Origin of the sequence: Pseudomonas chlororaphis subsp. chlororaphis (assembly GCF_003945765.1) — a bacterium.
Lineage (GTDB): Bacteria > Pseudomonadota > Gammaproteobacteria > Pseudomonadales > Pseudomonadaceae > Aquipseudomonas > Aquipseudomonas chlororaphis.
Window position 1 is genome coordinate 5,573,827 of the sequence record NZ_CP027712.1, and the last position, 19,444, is coordinate 5,593,270.

At 65.1% G+C, this 19,444-nt stretch carries 15 protein-coding genes; 3 read left to right on the plus strand and 12 right to left on the minus strand.

Annotated elements, in window-relative coordinates; translation table 11 throughout:
• Positions 1-54: 54 nt before the first annotated feature.
• The 11 genes from C4K27_RS25205 to C4K27_RS25255 all read right to left on the minus strand — a co-directional run bounded on the left by C4K27_RS25205 (position 55) and on the right by C4K27_RS25255 (position 13,644).
• Positions 55-438, minus strand: coding sequence for a hypothetical protein (locus C4K27_RS25205; protein WP_053262529.1), 384 nt, complete (start codon positions 436-438; stop codon positions 55-57).
• Positions 435-1,949: a flavin-containing monooxygenase gene (locus tag C4K27_RS25210; protein ID WP_053262530.1), complete on the minus strand. Its 1,515-nt coding sequence runs from the start codon at positions 1,947-1,949 to the stop codon at positions 435-437. Before C4K27_RS25210 ends, C4K27_RS25205 begins: the two co-directional genes overlap by 4 nt.
• A 112-nt stretch (positions 1,950-2,061) precedes the next feature.
• Positions 2,062-2,559: an HIT family protein gene (locus C4K27_RS25215; protein WP_007929455.1), complete on the minus strand. Its 498-nt coding sequence runs from the start codon at positions 2,557-2,559 to the stop codon at positions 2,062-2,064.
• Between the two features lie 48 nt (positions 2,560-2,607).
• The gene (locus tag C4K27_RS25220; protein WP_053262531.1) at positions 2,608-3,564 is read right to left on the minus strand and encodes a fatty acid desaturase family protein; all 957 of its coding nucleotides are present in this window, start codon (positions 3,562-3,564) and stop codon (positions 2,608-2,610) included.
• 26 nt (positions 3,565-3,590) lie between these two features.
• Entirely contained in the window at positions 3,591-4,622 is a 1,032-nt protein-coding gene (locus tag C4K27_RS25225; protein ID WP_053262532.1) for a ferredoxin--NADP reductase, read from the minus strand.
• Entirely contained in the window at positions 4,619-5,923 is a 1,305-nt protein-coding gene (locus C4K27_RS25230) for a fatty acid desaturase (RefSeq protein WP_053262533.1), read from the minus strand. Before C4K27_RS25230 ends, C4K27_RS25225 begins: the two co-directional genes overlap by 4 nt.
• 78 nt (positions 5,924-6,001) lie before the next feature.
• The gene (locus C4K27_RS25235; RefSeq protein WP_053262534.1) at positions 6,002-7,138 is read right to left on the minus strand and encodes an acyl-CoA dehydrogenase family protein; all 1,137 of its coding nucleotides are present in this window, start codon (positions 7,136-7,138) and stop codon (positions 6,002-6,004) included.
• Between the two features lie 28 nt (positions 7,139-7,166).
• Positions 7,167-9,779 (minus strand): aminotransferase class III-fold pyridoxal phosphate-dependent enzyme, encoded by a 2,613-nt coding sequence (locus tag C4K27_RS25240; protein ID WP_053262535.1) that lies wholly within the window; start codon positions 9,777-9,779, stop codon positions 7,167-7,169.
• A complete protein-coding gene (locus C4K27_RS25245) occupies positions 9,772-10,050 on the minus strand; it encodes an acyl carrier protein (RefSeq protein WP_053262536.1) in 279 nt (92 codons plus the stop codon). The genes C4K27_RS25240 and C4K27_RS25245 overlap by 8 nt, the downstream gene beginning before the upstream one ends.
• Positions 10,051-10,936: 886 nt before the next feature.
• Positions 10,937-11,806, minus strand: coding sequence for a LuxR C-terminal-related transcriptional regulator (locus C4K27_RS25250; protein ID WP_053262537.1), 870 nt, complete (start codon positions 11,804-11,806; stop codon positions 10,937-10,939).
• Entirely contained in the window at positions 11,803-13,644 is a 1,842-nt protein-coding gene (locus tag C4K27_RS25255) for a fatty acyl-AMP ligase (protein WP_053262538.1), read from the minus strand. Before C4K27_RS25255 ends, C4K27_RS25250 begins: the two co-directional genes overlap by 4 nt.
• Before the next feature lie 346 nt (positions 13,645-13,990).
• Here C4K27_RS25255 and C4K27_RS25260 point away from each other — a divergent pair, with 346 nt between their 5' ends.
• From C4K27_RS25260 to C4K27_RS25270, 3 genes are all read left to right on the plus strand, one after another.
• The gene (locus C4K27_RS25260) at positions 13,991-15,460 is read left to right on the plus strand and encodes an amidase (protein WP_053262539.1); all 1,470 of its coding nucleotides are present in this window, start codon (positions 13,991-13,993) and stop codon (positions 15,458-15,460) included.
• A 14-nt stretch (positions 15,461-15,474) separates the two neighbouring features.
• The gene (locus tag C4K27_RS25265) at positions 15,475-16,617 is read left to right on the plus strand and encodes a fatty acid desaturase family protein (RefSeq protein ID WP_053262540.1); all 1,143 of its coding nucleotides are present in this window, start codon (positions 15,475-15,477) and stop codon (positions 16,615-16,617) included.
• 234 nt (positions 16,618-16,851) lie between these two features.
• Positions 16,852-17,556: a hypothetical protein gene (locus C4K27_RS25270; protein WP_007929715.1), complete on the plus strand. Its 705-nt coding sequence runs from the start codon at positions 16,852-16,854 to the stop codon at positions 17,554-17,556.
• 99 nt (positions 17,557-17,655) lie between these two features.
• Here C4K27_RS25270 and C4K27_RS25275 read toward each other — a convergent pair whose 3' ends face one another.
• The gene (locus tag C4K27_RS25275) at positions 17,656-19,011 is read right to left on the minus strand and encodes a serine hydroxymethyltransferase (protein WP_053262541.1); all 1,356 of its coding nucleotides are present in this window, start codon (positions 19,009-19,011) and stop codon (positions 17,656-17,658) included.
• Positions 19,012-19,444 lie beyond the last annotated feature (433 nt).

Genomic DNA, 19,444 nt, shown 5'->3' on the forward strand with positions numbered 1-19,444 from the left:
GGAGTACCCCGCCAGGGTTAGCTGGCGGGACAAGGCAACAGAAGACTGGCGGGGTCAGGCGTTACCCAGCGACTGGCGGGAAGCCCGCGCAGCCTTCAGTGCGCGCCAGGTCCAGAGCGCGCCGCACAGGTCCGGCAAGGCCAGCAGCAACAGCACCGGCGACACCAGCCCGGCGGCGGCGAAGGCGGCAAAAAACACCGGCACCGACAGACGGATCGCCACCGTCAGGGCCATCAACTCGCGCCGCTCGGTGTAGCCGGCCCAGACGTAATAGACGCCCAGGTACAAGGCCAACTGGCCCATCACCCGGATCCACACCTCATCGGTCAGGGCGAAGCCGAACAACGGCAACAACAGGTTCGGCGCCAGCACCAACGCGGCGCCCAGCAACAACATGTACAGGCCGAACACAAACACGCTCTTGCCCGGATGGCTCATGGTTTCACTCCTTGGGGGTGCGAGGTGAGGCGATAGGCCTCGGCATCGAAATAACGGGTCTGCTGGCGGAACTGCCAGCTGAACCCTGGCCACAGGGCGACGTTGCGCCCGCTGTTGGGGTCCATGTACCAGCTCTGGCAACGGCCGACGCTCCATACCGCGCCGCGCAGCCGATGGCGCAGGCCCTGGTTGAAGCGCGCCTGGGCCTGCGGATCGACATCGACGCTGGTCACGCCCAGGCGTTGCAGGGTGTCCAGGGCGCCGAGGATGTAGGCGATCTGCGACTCGATCATGTAGACGATGGAGTTGTGCCCCAGGCCGGTGTTGGGCCCCATCAACAGGAACAGATTGGGAAAGCCGCTGACCGTGGTGCCCTTGTAGGCTTCGCTGCCCTGCTGCCAGGTGTTGACTATGTCCACCCCGCCACGCCCGAGGATCATCCCCGCCGGGAACGGCGTGCGCGCCTTGAAGCCGGTGCCGAAGATCAGTGCATCCAGGGCATGGCGCTGGCCGTCGACGGTGATCAGCGCGTCCTCGGTGACTTCACGGATGCCGCTGGTGACCAGCCGGGTATTGGCCTGGGCCAGCGCCGGAAAATAATCGTTGGACAGCAGGATGCGCTTGCAGCCGATGGCGTAGTCCGGGGTCAGGCGCCGGCGCAGTTCCGGGTCCTTGACCTGGCGCCGCAGCAGGTTGAGCGCCAGCCATTTGTGCAGGGCCATCAGTCGCGGGTTGAACACGAAACCCAATACCCGGGTTTCATGGGCGGTGTAGATCAACCCGCGCAACAGCCGCTGCACCGCGGGAAAACGTCGCAGCAGGTGCTGGGCGGTCGTGGAAAAGGCCCGATCCGGCTTGGGGATGATCCACGGCGGCGTGCGCTGGAACACCGCCAGGCTGGCCACCCGCGGCTGGATCTGCGGCACGAACTGGATCGCCGAGGCGCCGGTGCCGATCACCCCCACCCGCTTGCCGGCCAGGACGTAGTCATGGTCCCACTGCTGGGAATGAAAGACCCGGCCCTTGAAGCGCTCAAGCCCCGGCAGTTGGGGATAGTCCGGAGTCGACAAGGCCCCGGTGCCGGCCACCACCACCTGGGCGAAACGCACGCCGCCACGGGCATCCGTCACCTGCCACAGGGCGCGCTCTTCCAGCCAGCGCAGGCCGGTGACCGCGGTGTTGAAGCAACAGTGTTGCAGCACCTGATACTTGTCGGCGCAGTGCCGCAGGTAGTCGCGGATCTCCGGCTGCGGCGAAAAGCGTCGCGACCAGTCGGGGTTGGGCTCGAAGGAAAACGAATAGAGGTGGGAAGGAATATCGCAGGCACAGCCGGGGTATTGATTGACCCACCAGGTGCCGCCGACGCCGGCTTCCTGTTCGAGGATCAGGAAGTCCTGTTCTCCGCGCTGGCGCAGGTTGATCGCCATGCCGATGCCGGAGAAGCCGGCGCCGATGATCACGACCCGATAGACCCGCGCGGGGTCGGCCTGCTCCTGAAGTAGCGCACTCATGTTCCTGACTCCTGGCGGCACAAACGCCGGGCGAGACCGTCCGCAGCGCATGCACGGCTGTTCATTCCGAAGTTCCGTGGATCGAGGGTGGGCCGCTCACCGGCCCTGGCGGTTAGGTTGACGCTGCGTGCAGCCTGCTGGTCCGGTGCGCCAGGTTCTCCAGCGCCTGCGGGTCGAGTTCGGCGGCGATCACCAGGGCCTGGCGGCGCAGGGTCTGCAGGGGCGTGCGGCGGCCGAATATGCCGGTGAAGTGCATGAACATGCGCAGGCCGAAACCCAGCCCATCGCCCCTTTGCCGCGGCACCAGGTGCAGGTGGGCGTGGGGAATGTGCTGGTTGGTGGCTTTGCCATCGTTGACGATCAGGTGCGTGCCTTCCACCCCGAAGCCGGCGCGCCGCTGGGCGGCGAGCAAGGTATCGAACACCTGGTACAGATGCTGGCGGATGACCGTGGGCAGTTGCTCGAGTTTTTCCACATGGGCCAGCGGGATCAGCAGCAAGTGCCCCTGCCCCAGCGGATGCACATCCATGAAGGCCATGCAGTGGGTGTCGCGATAGACCAGGGCACTGGGCAATTCGCCGGCCGCGATCTGGCAGAAAATACAGGTCATCCGTGAATCCTCGGTGAGTGGCGCTCCTTCGGGCGCTGTAAATGTAGCTCACGCCGCTCGCCGAGGTTCGGCGCAAGTTGTTACCGGACGTCGCGCGAACATCCGCGCCAGCAGCCAGCGGTCGCGCAGGTAGGGCTTGTTGTCCAACAGCGCCGCCAGCCGCGGCAGGTTGACGAAGGGCACGCCGGGGTAGATGTGATGCTCGACGTGGTAGTTGATATTGGCCCACAACAGGCCGATCAGCCGGTCGCTGACGGTCACGGTGTTCTTCGCCAGGTCCAGGCGCTCCGGGTCGCCAACCGCCAGGGTGGCCATGGGGAAGTGCTCGTAGCCCCGGGAAATCGGGTTGATCACCAGCGCCAGCAACAGCAGCGGCACGATGAAAATCAGCACGAATTGCAGCATCAGCCCCTGGCTGTAGCACCAGGCGCCGATCGCCGCCATCGACAGCAGATTGAACGCCAGCTCGCGCAGCACCCGGTTGCGCACCGCCTTGCCGTAGCGCACCAGGGAAAAGTAGATGAAGCGCGGCACGAACACGGCGATGCGCAGGAACATCCACTTCACCCCGCCGGTGTAGTTCCAGTCGTCGGGGTCCTTGTCCGGGTCGCCCAGGTAGCGGTGATGGTATTTGTGGCACTCGGTGAAGGAGGAAAACGGGAACACGATGAACCAGGCCATGAAGCGCCCGACCCACAGGTTCAGCGCCGCCGAACGAAAGCCGCTGGCATGCCCGCAATCGTGCTGCAGCACGGTGAAGGCATGCAGCTGGTTGCCCAGCACCAGCACCGCCAGCGCCAGGCCCCAGGGGTTGTCGCCGAGCAGGATGTACAGCGCCGCCGCGCACCAGACCAGCACATGCAGTACCGACCAGAGCACGAACTTCAGCGGCTGCGGCTGCATCAGTGCCTGCAGCTGGGCCTGGCGCTCGCGGTCGACCCGCAGTTCGGCGCGCTTGGCCAGCCGCAGTTCGTCCTCGGCGGCGTGGTGGGTTGAATGATTCATGAATTGACCTTCCTCTGTCTGTATCGCTAATCGACTTGCAGGCGCACGTCGTCCGTCAATGGATAGCCCACGCACAACAGTGCCTGGCCCCGGTTCAGTTCGTCCGCCGACAGCCCATGGTCCTCGCGCATGCGTACCTGCCCCGCCAGCCGGGTGCAGACGCAGGCCGTGCAGAAACCGCTGCGGCAGGAAAACGGTGGCTGCACGCCGCTGGCCAGGGCCGCGTCGAGCAGGGTCTGGCCCGGGGCGACCGTGAAACTGAACGCCTGGCCCTGCATCAGCAGCTCCACGCGTTTTTCCGTGTCGCCGCTGGCCACTGGCGCCTTGGCCGGGGTGAAACGCTCCTGGTGCACGCTTTCCGGGGCGATGCCCAGGGCCTCCAGGGCGGCGGTCACCTCGTCCATCATGCCGCTGGGGCCGCAGCTGTAGTATTCGCGGGCTTGCGGGCCGGGCAGCGCGCCGAGAATGTCGATCACCCGCTGCCGGGTCAGGCGTCCTTCGTGGGCCCCCGGGGTGTCCGGCCGCGACAGCACATGCACCAGTTGCAAGCGCTCGCCGAAGGTCTGGCGCAGCTGGTCGAGCTTGTCGCGAAAGATCACCGACTGCTGATTGCGGTTGCCGTAGATCAGCGACACCTGGGCGTCCGGCTCGAAGTGCAGCGCCGACTTGAGGATCGAGAAGATCGGCGTGATCCCGCTGCCCGCCGCCAGCAGCACCAGGTGCCGCCCCCGGCCCGGCTGCGGGGCGAAGGTGAAGCGGCCGTGGGTGCCGAGGGTCTGCACCGCGTCGCCGGCGCTCAGCTCCTGCACCAGGCGGTTGGAAACCTTGCCGCCGGCCACGCGCTTGACGGTGATTGACAGGGTCTTGTCCAGCCCCGGCGTGCTGCTGATGGAATAGGCGCGGCAGCCCTTGGCGCCGTCGACGTCGACCTCCAGGGTCAGGTACTGCCCGGCGCTGTAGCGGACTTTGCGCAGCAGCGGCTGCTTGAGGTGAATGGTCACCGCATCGTCGGTTTCCCGTTCGATGGCGGCGACTTTCAAAGTCAGGGGACGGTTCATGGCTGGCCCAGGGCGCTGTGCGCGGGGGTGGGTTCGTCGGCGTTGCGCGGTGTGGCGAGGCGCCGTTGATGGGCATGTTCATGGGCCGCGATGGGCGCCGGCAGCACCCGGAATTGCAGCAGGCGGACTTTCTCTGCGTGGTCCAGCGGCTGCCACCAGTCGAGCTTGTCCGCCAACGCATCGAAGCGGCGCAGCATCAGCAGCACGAACAGGCCGAATACGCTGAGGTCGCGAAACACCATGGAACCCGCGGCCGCCAGTTCCGGCTTGAGCCGCTCGAACAGCGCCGGGCTCTCCGACCAGTGGCCGACGGACCAGTGATGGTGGCAGGCGTGGTAACCCTCGTTGAGGATGTTCACCGGTGTTTCCAGCAGGGTCACGGTGTTGTACATCCAGTCCTTGGGGTCTTGCTGGCCGCCGTAGAAGGCGTGCTGGCTCCAGTGGATGACGCCCATCAGGAAATTGCTCGCGCACCAGGGCACCAGCATGTAGAGCACCGCGATCGGCAGGCTGTAGCACGCCAGCGCGACGAACAGCCCGACATGCACCAGGTTGCCCATGACCATGGCCCGGGCCTGGCTGCGCTTGTGTTTGCTCTTGAAGTACAGCCAGGGCGAAACCATGAACTGCTGGTACATCACCTCGCGCACCATATACACGGCGAAATCCCAGGCGCTGGCATGGTCGTAGCGCGCGGTGGCGTAGACATCCAGCGGCCCGGCGTTTTCCCGGTGATGCTGTTGCAGGTGCGCCGCCGCATGGGGGATCAGGCCCATGGGAATGGCGAAGAACATGTACAGGAAGGAATTGCCGACCCAGCGATCGAGCAGGCTCGAACGCTTGAAGATGCCGCCGGGCACATGGCCTTCCTGATGCATGGCGCTGAAGGAGCGGACAAAGCCGCGAATGTTCGGCCCATAGACGAAGGCGTAGAACAGCAGCACCAGCAACCAGGAGATTTCCTTGAGCCACAGCTGGGCAATGAACACCGGCCCGGCGGTCAGGCCCAGGCTGATGGCGGCGGCCAGGATCGGCTCGTCCCGCGGGTCCTTGAGCAAGCGGTCGGCCAGGGGTTGCAACAAGCGGTGATAGCTCGTCACCAGCCAGTTGCCCAGGGCCTTCATGCCCGGCAGCCACGACAACGACCGGCGCCCGGCCTGCAAGGTGCATGACAGGGCCAGAATCACAGCGATGGCCGCGGTGTTGAACACCAGCAGCAGGCTGAACAGCGGAATAGCCAGGCAGTGAAACCCGCGACCGACATTGGCCGGGCGCGGCGGATAGAGAAAATCGCTACTCATGCTTCTACTCCATTAGGCATGTTGCCGAGCCGGAGCGACGCCAGGGGCGCCGAAGCTCCGGCTGCGGTAGCAGGCGAATCAGGCGCTGTAGGACTCGCGCAGGAACTGCGCCAGCAACGGCGTGGCGGCGCTGCGGGAGATCGGGTGGAAGCCGATCGCCCGGGAGGCCGCCAGCAGATAGGCCACTTCGTCGGAGGCGATGAACGCCATGCCACCCAACAGCTCGACGCTGAGGTTGGTCGCCCGCTCGATCGCCGCCTGCACCAGGAAGCGCGTGCACAGCGCCTTGTGGTAGGTGTTCATCGGCGCATCCTGTTGCGCCTGCAATTCGCCGGCGGTGCCGAGCAGCGCCTGATGGGCGCCCTCCAGCTCGATGCACAGCAGGGCCAGTTGCGCGGGGTCGGCGAAGGGCTTTCTCAGCAACCGGTCGACCAGCGCCGAAGCCACGCCCAGGTAGCTGCCGCCGACCATCAGCTGGAACCAGCTCAGGCCGTTGAGCGAGGTTTCCATGGCGGTGGCGGCCACTTCTTCGCTGTCGGCGCCGTCGGCCAGCAGCATGCGCTCGCTGGGCACGAACACGCCGTTGAACACCAGTTCGTTGCTGTCGGTGGCACGTAGCACCGTGGCGTTCCAGAAGGGTTCGCGGGTGATCGTGCTGCCATCGGCAAAGACCACGGCAAAGCCCTGGCTGACGCTGCCGTCGTCCTGTTCACAGGCGACGCCGACCACGATCACGTCCATGTGGTGGCTCATGGTGCAGGGCTTCTTGCTGCCGTCGAGGACGAAACCGCCCTCCACCGGCCGCGCCTTGACGCTGCGGTTGAAGATCTCCGAGCCCGGCTTGCCCTCGGCGAAGGCCGAGGCGATCAGCAACTGGTCCTGGGTGATGCCCCACAGCAGCTCTTCCGCCGCCGGGATCAGCCCGCCCAGTTGCACGATGGTGGCGATGGTGTGGTGATGCATGGTCATCATCACCGCCAGGGACGGGCACAGCGAACCGATGGCGCGCAGGATCTCCACGGTTTCCTCCGGCGAGGCGCCGAGGCCGCCGTAGGTCTCGGGGATGATCAGGCCGGCGGCGCGGTAGTCGCGAAACAACCCGCAGAGCACGGCCGGATCGGCTTGCTCCAGGGCCATCAGGCCGCGCTCCCGGAGGGCGGCGAGCAGGCCCGGCAGGTACTTCTCGGTGGCGTTGCGGGCGTTGTGCATCGACATGGTGTGGACTCCTTTCTCGTTGTCAGGGTTAACCGGCTTTTTCGATCAACTGCTCCACCGCGGGGGTGAAACCGAAGGCTCGGGCCAGGTCGAAGATCGCTTCGGCATCCTCCAGTGGAGGACGCTTGCCGATGCTGTAGTCGCGCTGCAGGCCGGCCATGGTCAGGACCATGGTTTCGGCCAGGCAGCTGAAGGTCACGCCCGTGGGCAGACCGGTGAGGTTCTGCTGGCCGAAACGCTGGCTGCGGTCGGGCAGATGGATCAGGCCGCCTTCGATCACCGTGACGTCCGGGCGCAGTGCCAGGGTGACGTGGCCGATGTCCGGCGGCTGCGCGCAGTCGCAGATGATCGCGTTCTGATGCAGCACCAGCGGATCGATAAAGGCCGAGCCATTGGAGGTCGCCGAGAGCACGGTTTCCAGGCGCGGCAGCCAGTGGCCCAGGTCCGCGGTGATCACCAGCGGCGGCTGCACCTGCGGCTTGCCCTGGGCCAGGGCGTCGACGCTGTCGAACAGCATGCGCAATTGCTCCTCGTCGCCAAGGTCGCGATCCAGCAGTTGCTCGACGCTGGCCAGGCTCGGCAGGAGCAGCACCAGGGTCTTGGCGATACCGCTGCTGTGGCCGCCCTGGATCTGCAGCAAGGCATCGCGATACAACTCGCCGGCCACCAGCCGCAGCTCGTCCATGGCGCCCCGATTGGCCCCATTGCCGAGCAATACCAGGTGCTCGCAGAAGCGCCCCAGGCGCAGGCTGGCCAGGCGACCCACCGAACCGTAGGCACCGATCACCCCGGTCAGGCGCTTGGCCAGCGGCGCGCCGCGGTTGGCGCAAGTGCTCAGCAGCGCATCGACACCGACCATGGCCGTCAGGCTGTTGCCGGTGGTGGTGTGGAACCGCTCATTGATGACATCCACGCCGGCACTGGAAATCACCGAGGTGTAGGCCCCCAGCCCGACGAAATCCACCTCCAGCTCGGCGACGCTGTCCAGGTAATTGGCCAGCAGCTTGCGCCGCTTGCCCAGGCTCAGGCGCATCAGGTCGCGCGGTTGCAGCAGGCTGCCGACCAGCCAGCCTTCGACGTAGTCGCCGGCATCGTTGTAGACCCGGCGGGCGTGATAGGACACCCCGGCGTCGAGGTCGGGCTTGGCCCATTCGGAGAAGTCGTCGAGCCAGCCCTGCATAAAGGTTTTTTCCGCCGCCGACAGCCCCAGGCCATCCACCACGCTGTCGCCGTTGACGCTCTCGGCGGTGGTCGGGTGCAGCAGGAAGGCAAAGCGCCCCAGGCAACGCCCGCTGCTGCGTGGTTTGCCCGCTGCGATCCAGGGGCTCAGGGCCCCCCGTGGCCCGGCATAACCGTGGGCTTCGAGAATCAACCGGTGTTGCTGGTTATGCACCACCAGTTCCGCCACCGCCTTGAGGCCTTCGAGCAGCAGGTCGATATCGGCGCGCTCGATGCACAGCGGCGGCTGGATGCGCAGCACGTTGCCTTCGGTGAGGGTCGGCAGGCAGTACACGCCATGCCGGCTTTTCAGGTAGCCGCAGACGATCGGCACCAGGGCGCCGAAAGCGCTGGCCAGGGACAGCGTATACAGGCGCTCGCCGCTCCAGCGGCGAAACTTCAGGCCGAGCATCAGGCCGCGGCCGTCGAGGCTGTGGAACACCTCGGGATAGTCCTGCACCAGCCGCGACAGCCCGGCGTACAGGTAGGCGCCCTGCTCCGCCGCATGCTTGAGCTGGGCGCCGTCGTTGGCGGTGAGCTGATCGAGCACGGCCAGGCCGATGGCGGCGCTGAAGCCGTTGACGGCGAAGGTGGAGCTGTGGTGCCGGTCGAAATCGCGGCTCCAGCACTGCTCGCCGTAGATGCACGCGCCGATGGCCGCGACGCCGCCGCCCAAGGCCTTGGCCAACAGCACCACGTCCGGTTCCAGACCGTGGGCGGTGGCGGCAAACAGCTCGCCGGTGCGGCCCAGGCCCGTCTGGATCTCGTCGAGCACGAACAGGGTGCCGTATTGGCGACAGAGGTTCTGCGCCGCCAGCAGGTAGCCTGGCGGTGGGGTGATCATGCCCGCCTCGCCTTGCACCGCCTCGACGAAAAAGGCTGCGGCGCGTCGGGTTTTCAGCAGCTCCTCGAGGGCCTCCAGGTCGCCATAGGGCAAATGGCTGAAACCATCGGCGCGGATCTGGAACGGCTCGCGGTAAGTGGCCTTGCCGGTGACCCCGACCGCGCCCTGGGTCTTGCCGTGAAAACCGGTCAGGGTGCCGATCACCAGTTCGCGCTGGGTCGCGGCGCGGCACAGCTTGATCGCCGCTTCGACGGTCTCCGCGCCGCTGGTGGTAAAGGTCACCTTCGAGTGGGTGCCGGGCGCCAGCTCGATCAGGCGCCGCGCCAGTTCTTCGGCGCCGGGGTTGATCAGCGGCTGGACCAGCGAGGCCTGGCCGCTGGCGAGAAAGGTGTGGATCGCCTCGGTAATAGGTGCCGCGCCATAACCGAAGGGCACCGCGCCGAACTGGCCGACGAAATCGATCAGGGTCTGGCCGCTGGCGGTTTCGATGCGGGTGCCCTGGGCGCGCACCACGGTCTCGTTGAGGCCGACGAATTCCAGCAGTTCCTGGCGGGTGATATTGAGCAATGAATCAGCCATGACTGACCTCCCCCACCACGCCAAGCGCGCCCTGGTTGATGACGCCGTACAGGTGCTGGCTGACCTTGCTCACGGTGTCGTGCAGGTAGGCCAGCTCAGGGTCCAGGGAGATGCCGAAACGGTCCTCGAACTCGGCGGACAGGCCGACGATCAGCACCGAGTCGACGCCCATCTCGTGGAACGAGCGCTCGACGTCCAGCGACCCGGAATCGACCTCCAGCAGGCTGGCCAGGGTTTCGGTCACGGCAAAGGTTATTTCGTCTATGTGCACAGTCGCCTCCCAGCGTATTTCGCTTCCTTTGCATGGCCGTTGGCCCGCGCCAACCGCGTGGTGAAACCAGCGGATCAACGCTTGGGCAGGCGTCATGATGCAAACGCGTGTTGAGTGTGGATAACCCGACGGAGCAGGCTATTTGCTACACCCCGATGCTCGGCGTCATGCCGGTTCAGCTCAATACTCCGTAAGGAGTAGCGAGCCCTGTAGCCGCTGCCGCAGGCTGCGATAGGACCGAAGGTCCTCCAGCGGTTTCAAAATCCCTGCGCCTGCTGCGCAGTCGATCGCAGCCTCACAGGCTCGGCAGTGGCTACAAGATTTAGCGCCGACCGGTAGGTCGCGCCCGGCTTTTGATCTTGATCTACCCGCCCCATCGGGAGGCCGAGTGGAGGTGTTCATCAGGGGACAGGCGCGCAGCGCCCCTCGACGCAGTCGAGGACATCGTATGGAGGTCGAAGCGAAGCCGACCGGAGTCGATGCCCCCTGATGGACGCCGGAGCGAGGGAACCTGAGCGCAGCGAAGGCCGTACGCAGGGGCAAGCGTTTTTTGGTTACTTTTTTTGGCGTTTGAAAAAAAGTGACCCGCCGTAAGGGCGGAACCATAAGTGGCCGTGACCGCAGAAACGGATATGTACTCCGTCCAACATCACCAGTGACATCACCACCGCTATCGCGGGCAAGCCTCGCTCCTACAGAAGCCTCCCCCTGCCGCCAGCCAAGAATGGATATGTACACCATCCAAAAAATGCAGCCCCCAAACGGACACCATCACGGCCAATCAAGCGTCGACCGGCCGCTCCTACAGAGGCGCAGGCGACGCCGAAGCACTGACCCCCGTCAGCACTGTGTAAGGGTTACCGGATGAAAGACAGGCAGGCAGCACTCACTCGTCGCAGAACAACGCCGCGATCTGCGCCCGACTCGACGCCTGGAGTTTGGAGAAGATGTTCTGCAGATGGGTTTTCACGGTCTTGTCGCTGATGCCGAGGATCTGGCCAATCTCCCAGTTGGTCTTGCCTCGGGCCACCCAGCGCGAAATCTCCGCTTCGCGGCTGGACAGGATGGACAACAGTTGATGGTTCGGCCCCGGGTTGTGGCGCAACAGTTTGCTACCCAGCGCCCGGTTCAGGGCGATGTGCAGGTACGGGGCGAAGACCATCATGCGCATTTTGCTTTCGTGGGCCACTGTGGCCGAGATGTTGTGAAAGAAGTAGCCGGTGAAGGTGTTGCGGTGCAATCCGGGCAGCAGGGTCCAGCCCAGGTTGCGTATGCCGTGTTCGCGAAAGATCTTCGCCCACACCTGGTCCGGCGAGTTGCCCAGCCGCTCCAGGGTGGTGAACTTGGGGCGCCCGCAGTGCTCGATGGGGTCGATGCCCAGCGGCGGAATCATGCCGTCGCGACCGACGATAGCCTTGATCAGGTCATCGGAGACGCTGTCCGGATGAATCAGGTGCGAAAAGAACACCCGGTGCGCGCGGACCCTGCCGCTGGCGAACACAAAGTTCTCGCACGGCAGGATCTGCGGCAGCGCCAACTGGGTCTGCTGCGTCAGCTCGGCGATGCTGCGCGCCGAGGTGATGCAGTTGAGCACGCTGGTCAGTTGCAGCCGTTGCTGGCTGTCGGTGGGCGGCAACGACAGCACCGACCGCGGGCGGCTGGCCAGTTCCAGCCGCGGTTCGCAGAAGGCCGGCTGGGCAAACAGCAGCGCCGCGGGCTTGGGCGCATGCACCGGGCCGATCGATAGACTGGTCATGCTTCCACGACCTGGCTGTCGACGGTGATGTCACGCAATACCCGGCCGTTGCTCTCCACCGCGATCACCGACTTGTCCAGCGGGTGGGCTTCGGCCGGCGCGGCGCTATCGAGTGCCGCCAGCCAGGGAGCGAACTGCTTGCGGCACTCCTGGCGCTTGATCTTGCCGCTGGAGGTACGCGGCAACGACCCGCCGAACACCAGCAACAGCACCGGCCGCGCCAGTTGGTGCTGTTGCCACAGCCGCGCTTTCAAGTCGCTGAACAACTGTGGCAGGTCGAGACTGCGCAAGGCACGCCGCTCGATTTCCTGGGCGATCACCACCTGCTCGCTGTCGCCGGTCTCGATGCTGAAGGCCGCGGTGCCGTCCGGGCGAAAGCTGTCATGGGTGCGCAGCACGGTGTTCTCGATATCGCCAGGGTGATGGTTGACGCCATTGACGATGATCAGGTCCTTGAGCCGCCCGGTGACGAACAGCTCGCCGTCGAGCAGGAAGCCCAGGTCGCCGGTGCGAAAGTAGCGCGACCAGCCGAGCGCCGGCGGCGCCGGGCGAAAGGCCGCGGCGGTGCTCTCCGGGCGCTGCCAGTAACCGCTGGCGACGCTGTCGCCGAGGATGCAGATCTCCCCGACCCGCCCGTCCTCCAGCGGCTGCTCGGTGTGCGGGTCGCAGATGAACGGGCCCTGCCCGGGAATGCCGCGACCGCTGCTGACCAGGGTGCGCAGGCGCAACTCGGCGTCGCTGCCCGGGCCTTCATGCAGGCGTGCCACATTGTCCTCCAGCAAGCCGGCATGGAACTGGCGGATCACCGGCTCGCGCTTGCTGCCGCCGGCGCTGACCATCAGCGTGCCTTCGGCCAGCCCGTAGCAGGGAAAGGCCGAGGTACTGGCAAAACCGGCGCGGGCGAAACGCTCATGAAAGGCGGCAATGGTCTGCGCCCGCACATGCTCGGCGCCGTTGAACGCCACCTCCCAGCTGCTCAGGTCGAGGCCCGCCAGCTCTTCGTCCTTGATCTTGCGCAGGCACAATTCATAGGCGAAGTTCGGCCCGCCGCTGACGGTGCCGCGGTAGGTGCTGATGGCCTGCAACCAGCGCAGCGGCCGTTGCAGGAAGTGGATCGGCGCCAGCAGGGTCGAGCCGAAGCCGACGAACAAGGATTGCAGGATGCCGCCGATCAGACCCATGTCGTGATACGGCGGCAGCCAGCTGACCAGGTGGCTGTCCTTGTGGGTCAAAAAAACGCGGCTGATGCTGCGCGAATTGTGAATCAGGTTGCCGTGGGTCACCGCCACTCCTTTGGGAATCCCGGTGGAGCCGGAGGTGTATTGCAAAAAGGCGATATCGTCCCGGGTTACCGGGACGGCCCGCCACTCGCTGGCCAGGGCCAGGTCGAGACTCGCCATGTCCAGCACCCGCGGACTCTGCGCCTGCCCCAGCCGGGCGAGGATGGTCGGGACATCCTCGCCACTGGCCAGTGCCGCCGTCGGCTGGCAGTCGTCGATGATGCCGTCCAGCCGGTCCAGGGTCTTGGTCGCCCCCGGCGGGTAGGCCGGCACCGCCACCAGCCCGGCATACAGACAGCCCATGAAGGCGATCACATAGTCCAGGCCTGGCTTGAGCAGGATCAGCACCCTGTCCCCCGCCTGGCAATGCCCCTGCAACCGGGCCGCCGCCGCTCGGGCCGCGCGGTCCAGTTCAGAGAAGGTGATCAGGGTTTCTTCGTCTCGCCCGTTGTGCAGAAAACGATAGGCCAATCGGTCCGGGATCGTATGGGCGTGAAGCTGCAGACATTCCGAAAAATTCGCATACGGAACGTCGCTATCGTGGTCGTTCGTAGTCATTATTTTGTGTCCAGGCAGCCGTACTTAGCCATCTCCCGCAAGGCCCGAAATCTGCGGCCTTGCGCATCCATTACGCTTGATCATCCTCTGGGAGCGCGCAGTCGAAGTTAATACTCCGAACGGCGTATACCCGCAATTTCCGCCCCCGGCGCATATTCGCCTCACAGCTCGATGCATGCATGGCTTTTTGCCATATCACTTGCAGTCATCAGCTTTTTTCAAGGGTGTGAAGCCGATATCCAGGCCCGTGCAAGCCGGGCCTGTGCAACCGGCCATGCCATCAAACCCAGGCCGGAGCGGGAGCGCCCCGGTATCGCCAGCAGCGTGCGCAGCACGGGAGAACAGGATGTCTTTTAGCGAATACGCCACCTTCGATGCGGTCGGCCTGGCCGATCTGGTCAGGACCGGGCAGGTACGCCCCTCCGAACTGCTGGAGGAAGCCATACGCCGCATCGAAGCCTTCAACCCGGCGGTCAACGCCGTGGTCTACAAAGCCTACGACAAAGCCCGGGCGCAGGCCGCCGCACAGGACAAGGCGCCGCCGACCGGCGCGCTGCACGGCGTGCCGTTCCTGCTCAAGGACATCCTCGGCGACTGCCAGGACCTGCCTTCGACCCTCGCCTCGCGCATGCTGCAAGCGCGGGTCATGCCCCAGGACTGTGAGCTGGTGAAGCGCTTTCGCCAGGCCGGACTGGTGTTCGTCGGCAAGACCAACGCCCCGGAGTTCGGCATTCTGCCCACCACCGAAGGCGCCTTCCATGGCCCGGCGCGCAACCCGTGGAACCTGGAGTATTCCACCGGCGGCTCCAGTGGCGGCGCGGCCGCCGCGGTGGCCACCGGCATGGTCCCGGCGGCCCATGGCAACGACGGCGGCGGCTCGATCCGCATTCCCGCGTCCTGCTGCGGCCTGGTCGGCCTCAAGCCGACCCGGGCGCGCAACTCCCTGGCCCCGGACTTCGGCGAGCTGCTCAGCGGCCTGCTGGACGAACATGTGCTGACCCGCAGCGTGCGCGACAGCGCCGCCCTGCTCGACGCCACCCACGGCGTGGTGCCGGGCGACCCGTATCGCGCGCCGCCGATGCAGGGGCGTTTTCTCGACCAGCTCGGTCGCGAACCGGGACGCCTGCGCATCGCCTATTCCAGCACCGACCCGGCCGGGCGGCCGCTGCACCCCGACTGCATCGCAGCGGTGGAAAGCACCGCGCGCCTGCTCGAATCCCTCGGCCACCATGTGGAAGAAGCGGCGCCGCAGCTGGACCTGCAAAGCTTCGCCGAAGCCTTCAGTGCCCTGTGGTTCTCCGGCATTGCCTTCGCCGTGGAACTGATGAGCCTGCAACTGGGACGCGGCCCGTTGCCCGGCGAGCTGGAAAACCTGACCCAGGCCGTGCATCAACGCGGCCTTGGCGTCAGCGCGGTGGAGTACCAGATGTCCGAGCTGGTGTTGCAGCAGGTGGGCCGGGAAATGGCGCGTTTCCACCAGACCTACGACTGCTGGCTGACCCCGACCCTGGCCCGGCCGCCGCTGCGCAATGGCGTGGTGGATATCCATTCCAGCGACCTGGAAAGCACCTACGGCCCGCTGATCGACTACAGCCCGTTCACCGCCATCCACAACGCCTCGGGGCAACCGGCGATTTCCTTGCCGTTGCACTGGAACGCCGAGGGCCTGCCGATCGGCCTGATGCTCAGCGCCGCCTTTGGCGAGGAAGGCTTGTTGTTCCGCCTGGCCGGCCAGTTGGAACAGGCACGCCCGTGGAAGGACCGGCGGCCGCAGTTGTTCCTGCAGCACAGCTCCGACGAAGCGGTTATCGGCTAAGGAGAGCACCGAGCATGCGCACCCTGGACACCTCGACCGCCTCTGCCTGTTGCCGTGCCAGCGCAGGCCAGGAGCAGCCTCTGCCGGGGGCCATCCCCTGGCCCACCGACGGCCTGGACCGCGAGCAACTGGCGCGTTATGGCAAGGAGCTGATTCGCCAGACCCTGCCCTTCACCGTGGAAAACCGCCGCCTGAGCTGGTGGCATTTCTACTCGACGCTGCTGGTGATCGGGCTGTTCGGCGCGGCCGTGGCCCTGCCGCTGTGGTGGCCGCTGCGCCTGGGGTGCAGCGTGCTGCTGGGCTTGTCCCTGGTGCGCATGTTCGTGCTGTACCACGACTACATGCACGGTGCGATCCTCAAGGACTCGCGTTTTGCCGAGGTGTTTTTCAAGACCTTCGGCCTGCTGCTGATGGCCCCGCCGACACTGTGGAAGCAGTCCCACGATTACCACCACGGCCACAGCTGCCAGTATGTCGGCGCGCAGAAAAACCGCCTGCCGCTGCTCTCTACTCACACTGACCTGGGCACCTTTCCCCTGCTGTCCACCGAGGAATATGCCCGCGCCGGGCGCCTCAAGCGCTTGCGCTACCGCGTCGCCCGACACCCGCTGATGATCCTGCTGGCGTCATTCAGTATCTTTATTTTCAGCATCTGCATGGTCTCGCTGATCACCCAGCCGCGGCATCGTCTGTGGTCGCTGCTGGCCCTGGCGCTGAACCTGGCGAGCGCCGTCGCCCTGGCGCTGCTGGCGCCGGACATCCTGCTGTACGGGGTGCTGCTCCCCAGCCTGTCCGGCTCGGCGCTGGGCGCCTACATGTTCTACTGCCAGCACAACTTCCCCGGCGTGCGTTACCCCGAGCGCGCCGACTGGGACTACGCGGCCACCGCGGTGTTCTCCTCCAGCTACATGCGCACCGGCCCACTGATGGCCTGGTTCACCGCCAATATCGGCTACCACCATGTGCACCACGCCAACTCGGGCATCCCCTTCTACCGCCTGCCGCAAGCCATGGCGGCGATCCCGGCGCTGCAATCGCCGATCACCACCTCACTGCACCCGCGGGATATCTACCGCTGCCTGCGGCTCAAGCTATGGGACCCGGCGCGCCAGCGCATGGTCTCGTTCGCCGAGTTTCACCAGCAAGCGCAACGCTGAAGGAAATGCGACAGGAACGGCTGCCGTGCGACGCCAAGCGTTGCCCGGTGAACGCTCGCCAGGGATGATCGGCGCCGGAATTTTCCCGTCGATCGCGGGTCAGTAGAGCCACGCCTTTTCGCACCGGTCCGTTGGTCCGTGACAATGGGGCCTCGGTCCCATAAATTAGGCGCCCTGAAAAGGCCCGGTGCTTTTCTAGCCTCATTTCCAGTTAAACGAAGTAGTGAAATATCAATGTCCGATTCCAATACAGAAGAATCCGTAAACGCCTTGTCGTCCAAAGCGGAATACGAAAACGCCATCAATCTTTCACAGCATGTCTCCCAGGCCAAGACCATCAGCGAGATGGTCCTCGACGCTTTCCAGTCCACCAAGGAAAGCGATCAGATCCGCGAATTGCGCGCCGAGATCCGCCAGGCTCACGACCGCTTCGACGACGACCGCGCCTATGAACTCATGGGCCAGCTCAAACAGCTCAAGGACGCCGAGGCCGCCGACAGCGCCGCCCTGGAAGACCTGAGCAGCAAGTTCCCGATCAGCCGCATCCTCTCCAGCTACAAGGACGACCCGAGCTTCCAGGAGCTGGTCTACGGCCTGGCGCTGAAGGTGCTGAACCAGACCCACCAGGCCATCAGCAGCCCGGGTGGCGGCAAGAGCAAGGCCTCGCGGGCCAAGAAGGAAATGGAAGTGTTCGCCATCAGCAAGGACGGCATCAGCGTCACCTTGCCGATCCGCCCGCGCTCCAAGGCCAACGTCGACCGTGAAGCCTTCGAGTTCCTCGGTTTCGCCTTTGTCGGCGAAGGCGACGAAGCGGAACTGGAAAGCGAAGTGTTCTTCGACAAGGACGGCAACGAACAGCCGGCCACGCGCAAGAACATCGTCACCGCGATCCAGCAGCAGACCGCGTTCGAAGGCTACAGCGCTCTACAACAGCAGTAACCCGTACCCGCGGGCTTGCTCGCGCAGACGGCGGATAGGGCAACAGTGCAGCGCGCCCTTCCGCCGGCTGGCTCCTACGAATCAAAGGCCGGGGTCCCCTCAGTTGCCCCGGTAATCGGCGATGGGATACATCGCGCACAAAGCCTCGGTCTGAAGACGGAACTGTTCCTGCAGCTCAGGCTCCAGGCGGTACTTCTGCTCGCTGAGGGGCGTCACCTTGTCCAGTATCCGGCAGACCAGTTCGACGACTTCACGACAGCCCTGGGGATCGATGTAGCGTTGGGCGATGGAACCCGTGCCGATACACAAGCCATTGGCGACGAATGAGGATCGGGTTTCCCCCAGTGCGCGGTTTTTACTCACGATGATGCCGCATCGCTCCAGTGCCGAGGCGGCAATCGAACCGCTAATTCCCCCACGCAGCCTGAGCAGAATCGTGTGGTTCTCCGTCCCCCCGCCCACAACTTCGTAGTCCTGTGCCATGAATGCGCTGGCCATTGCATCGGCCGTGCTGCGAATCCGTCCCATGTAGGCGTCGAACTCCGGGGTCATCGCGTAGCCCAGCGCAGCCGCCTTGGCGGCGATCATGTTGACCGCCGGCGAGCCCTGCATCCCGGGGAATACCGCTTGTTCAAGGACACGACTGAAGCTCGCCCTCAGGCCGGGAACCTTGGTGTCGGCATCCCGGCCGGAAAGGATGAGGCCGCCACGAGGCCCCGCGAGCTGCTTGTGGGTACACGCGGTGGTGACATGCGCCACGTCGATCGGGCTTGGATGTCGACCCGTTGCGACCAGCCCGGCGATATAAGAGATATCCGCCAGCAGGATGGCCCCGGCCTCGTCGGCAATAGCGCGAAAGCGTTGGAAGTCCACAACCCGGGAATAGGCCGTCGCACCGCAGATAATGATGCGCGGACGATGGGCGAGCGCCAGATGGCGTACCTCTGCGTAATCGATCACGCCCTGCGATGTGGTGCCGTAGCGGATCGCCTTGTAGTTAGTGCCTGTGAATGCGACAGGGCTGCCGTGGGTCAGGTGCCCGCCATGATCGAGGGCCATGCCGAGAATGGTGTCCCCGGGCTCGAGCAGGGCAGCAAGCACCTGATAGTTGGCGTTGGAGGCGGAATGCGACTGTACGCTGGCATATTGCGCCCCGAACAGCTCCCGCGCCCTGCGAATCGCCAGGGACTCGACCAGATCGACGTTCTCGCAGCCGACATGATGGCGCTTGCCTGGTATGCCCTCGGCGGTAACGTTGACCAGTGCCGAGGCAGACGCCGCGAGGATTCGAGGGTTGGCCGCGCAGGAAGATGAAACCAGGGACAGTGTGCGGTGTTGACGCCTGACTTCAGCGTCCAGGATCCCAGCCAGTTCGGCGTCTTCTGCCCGCAGATCCGCCAAACCTCGTCGCAGCAGGTCGGCCTGGTTCCTCAGTGGTGCTGTATAAGCTGCCATCGTTCGGTATTCCTTCCTTGTCGTTTGCGTGCCACGAACGACAGCACGCTTCCTGATTTAACGTTCGCGAGCCGCTAATTAATCAAAGAATTAAACATTTTCCAAACAAAATGCTTCTTTTCCGAGAATCAGGAGGGGACAGCAGATTTGCGTTGCCGCCGAATATTCGTCAATCGAGGCCAGGGCACCGGACGTTTCGGGGCTTTATTGTCATGACTCGGACATGCAACACTTGCCGCCGCGGCGCCTCCGGTCCGGACCCTCCCGACAATTCCGAGCGCGCCCCATACCGACAGCGAAATATCCCAGGATGGATGCAGGCTGGCTAAAGGAGTGCTAGCGAGTTGGTACAGACCACGAAAGAACCCGACAAGCTCTTGCCGCATCAATCCGACTGTTCTCACCTTTGGCGTCGAGCAGTTGAATGTCATGC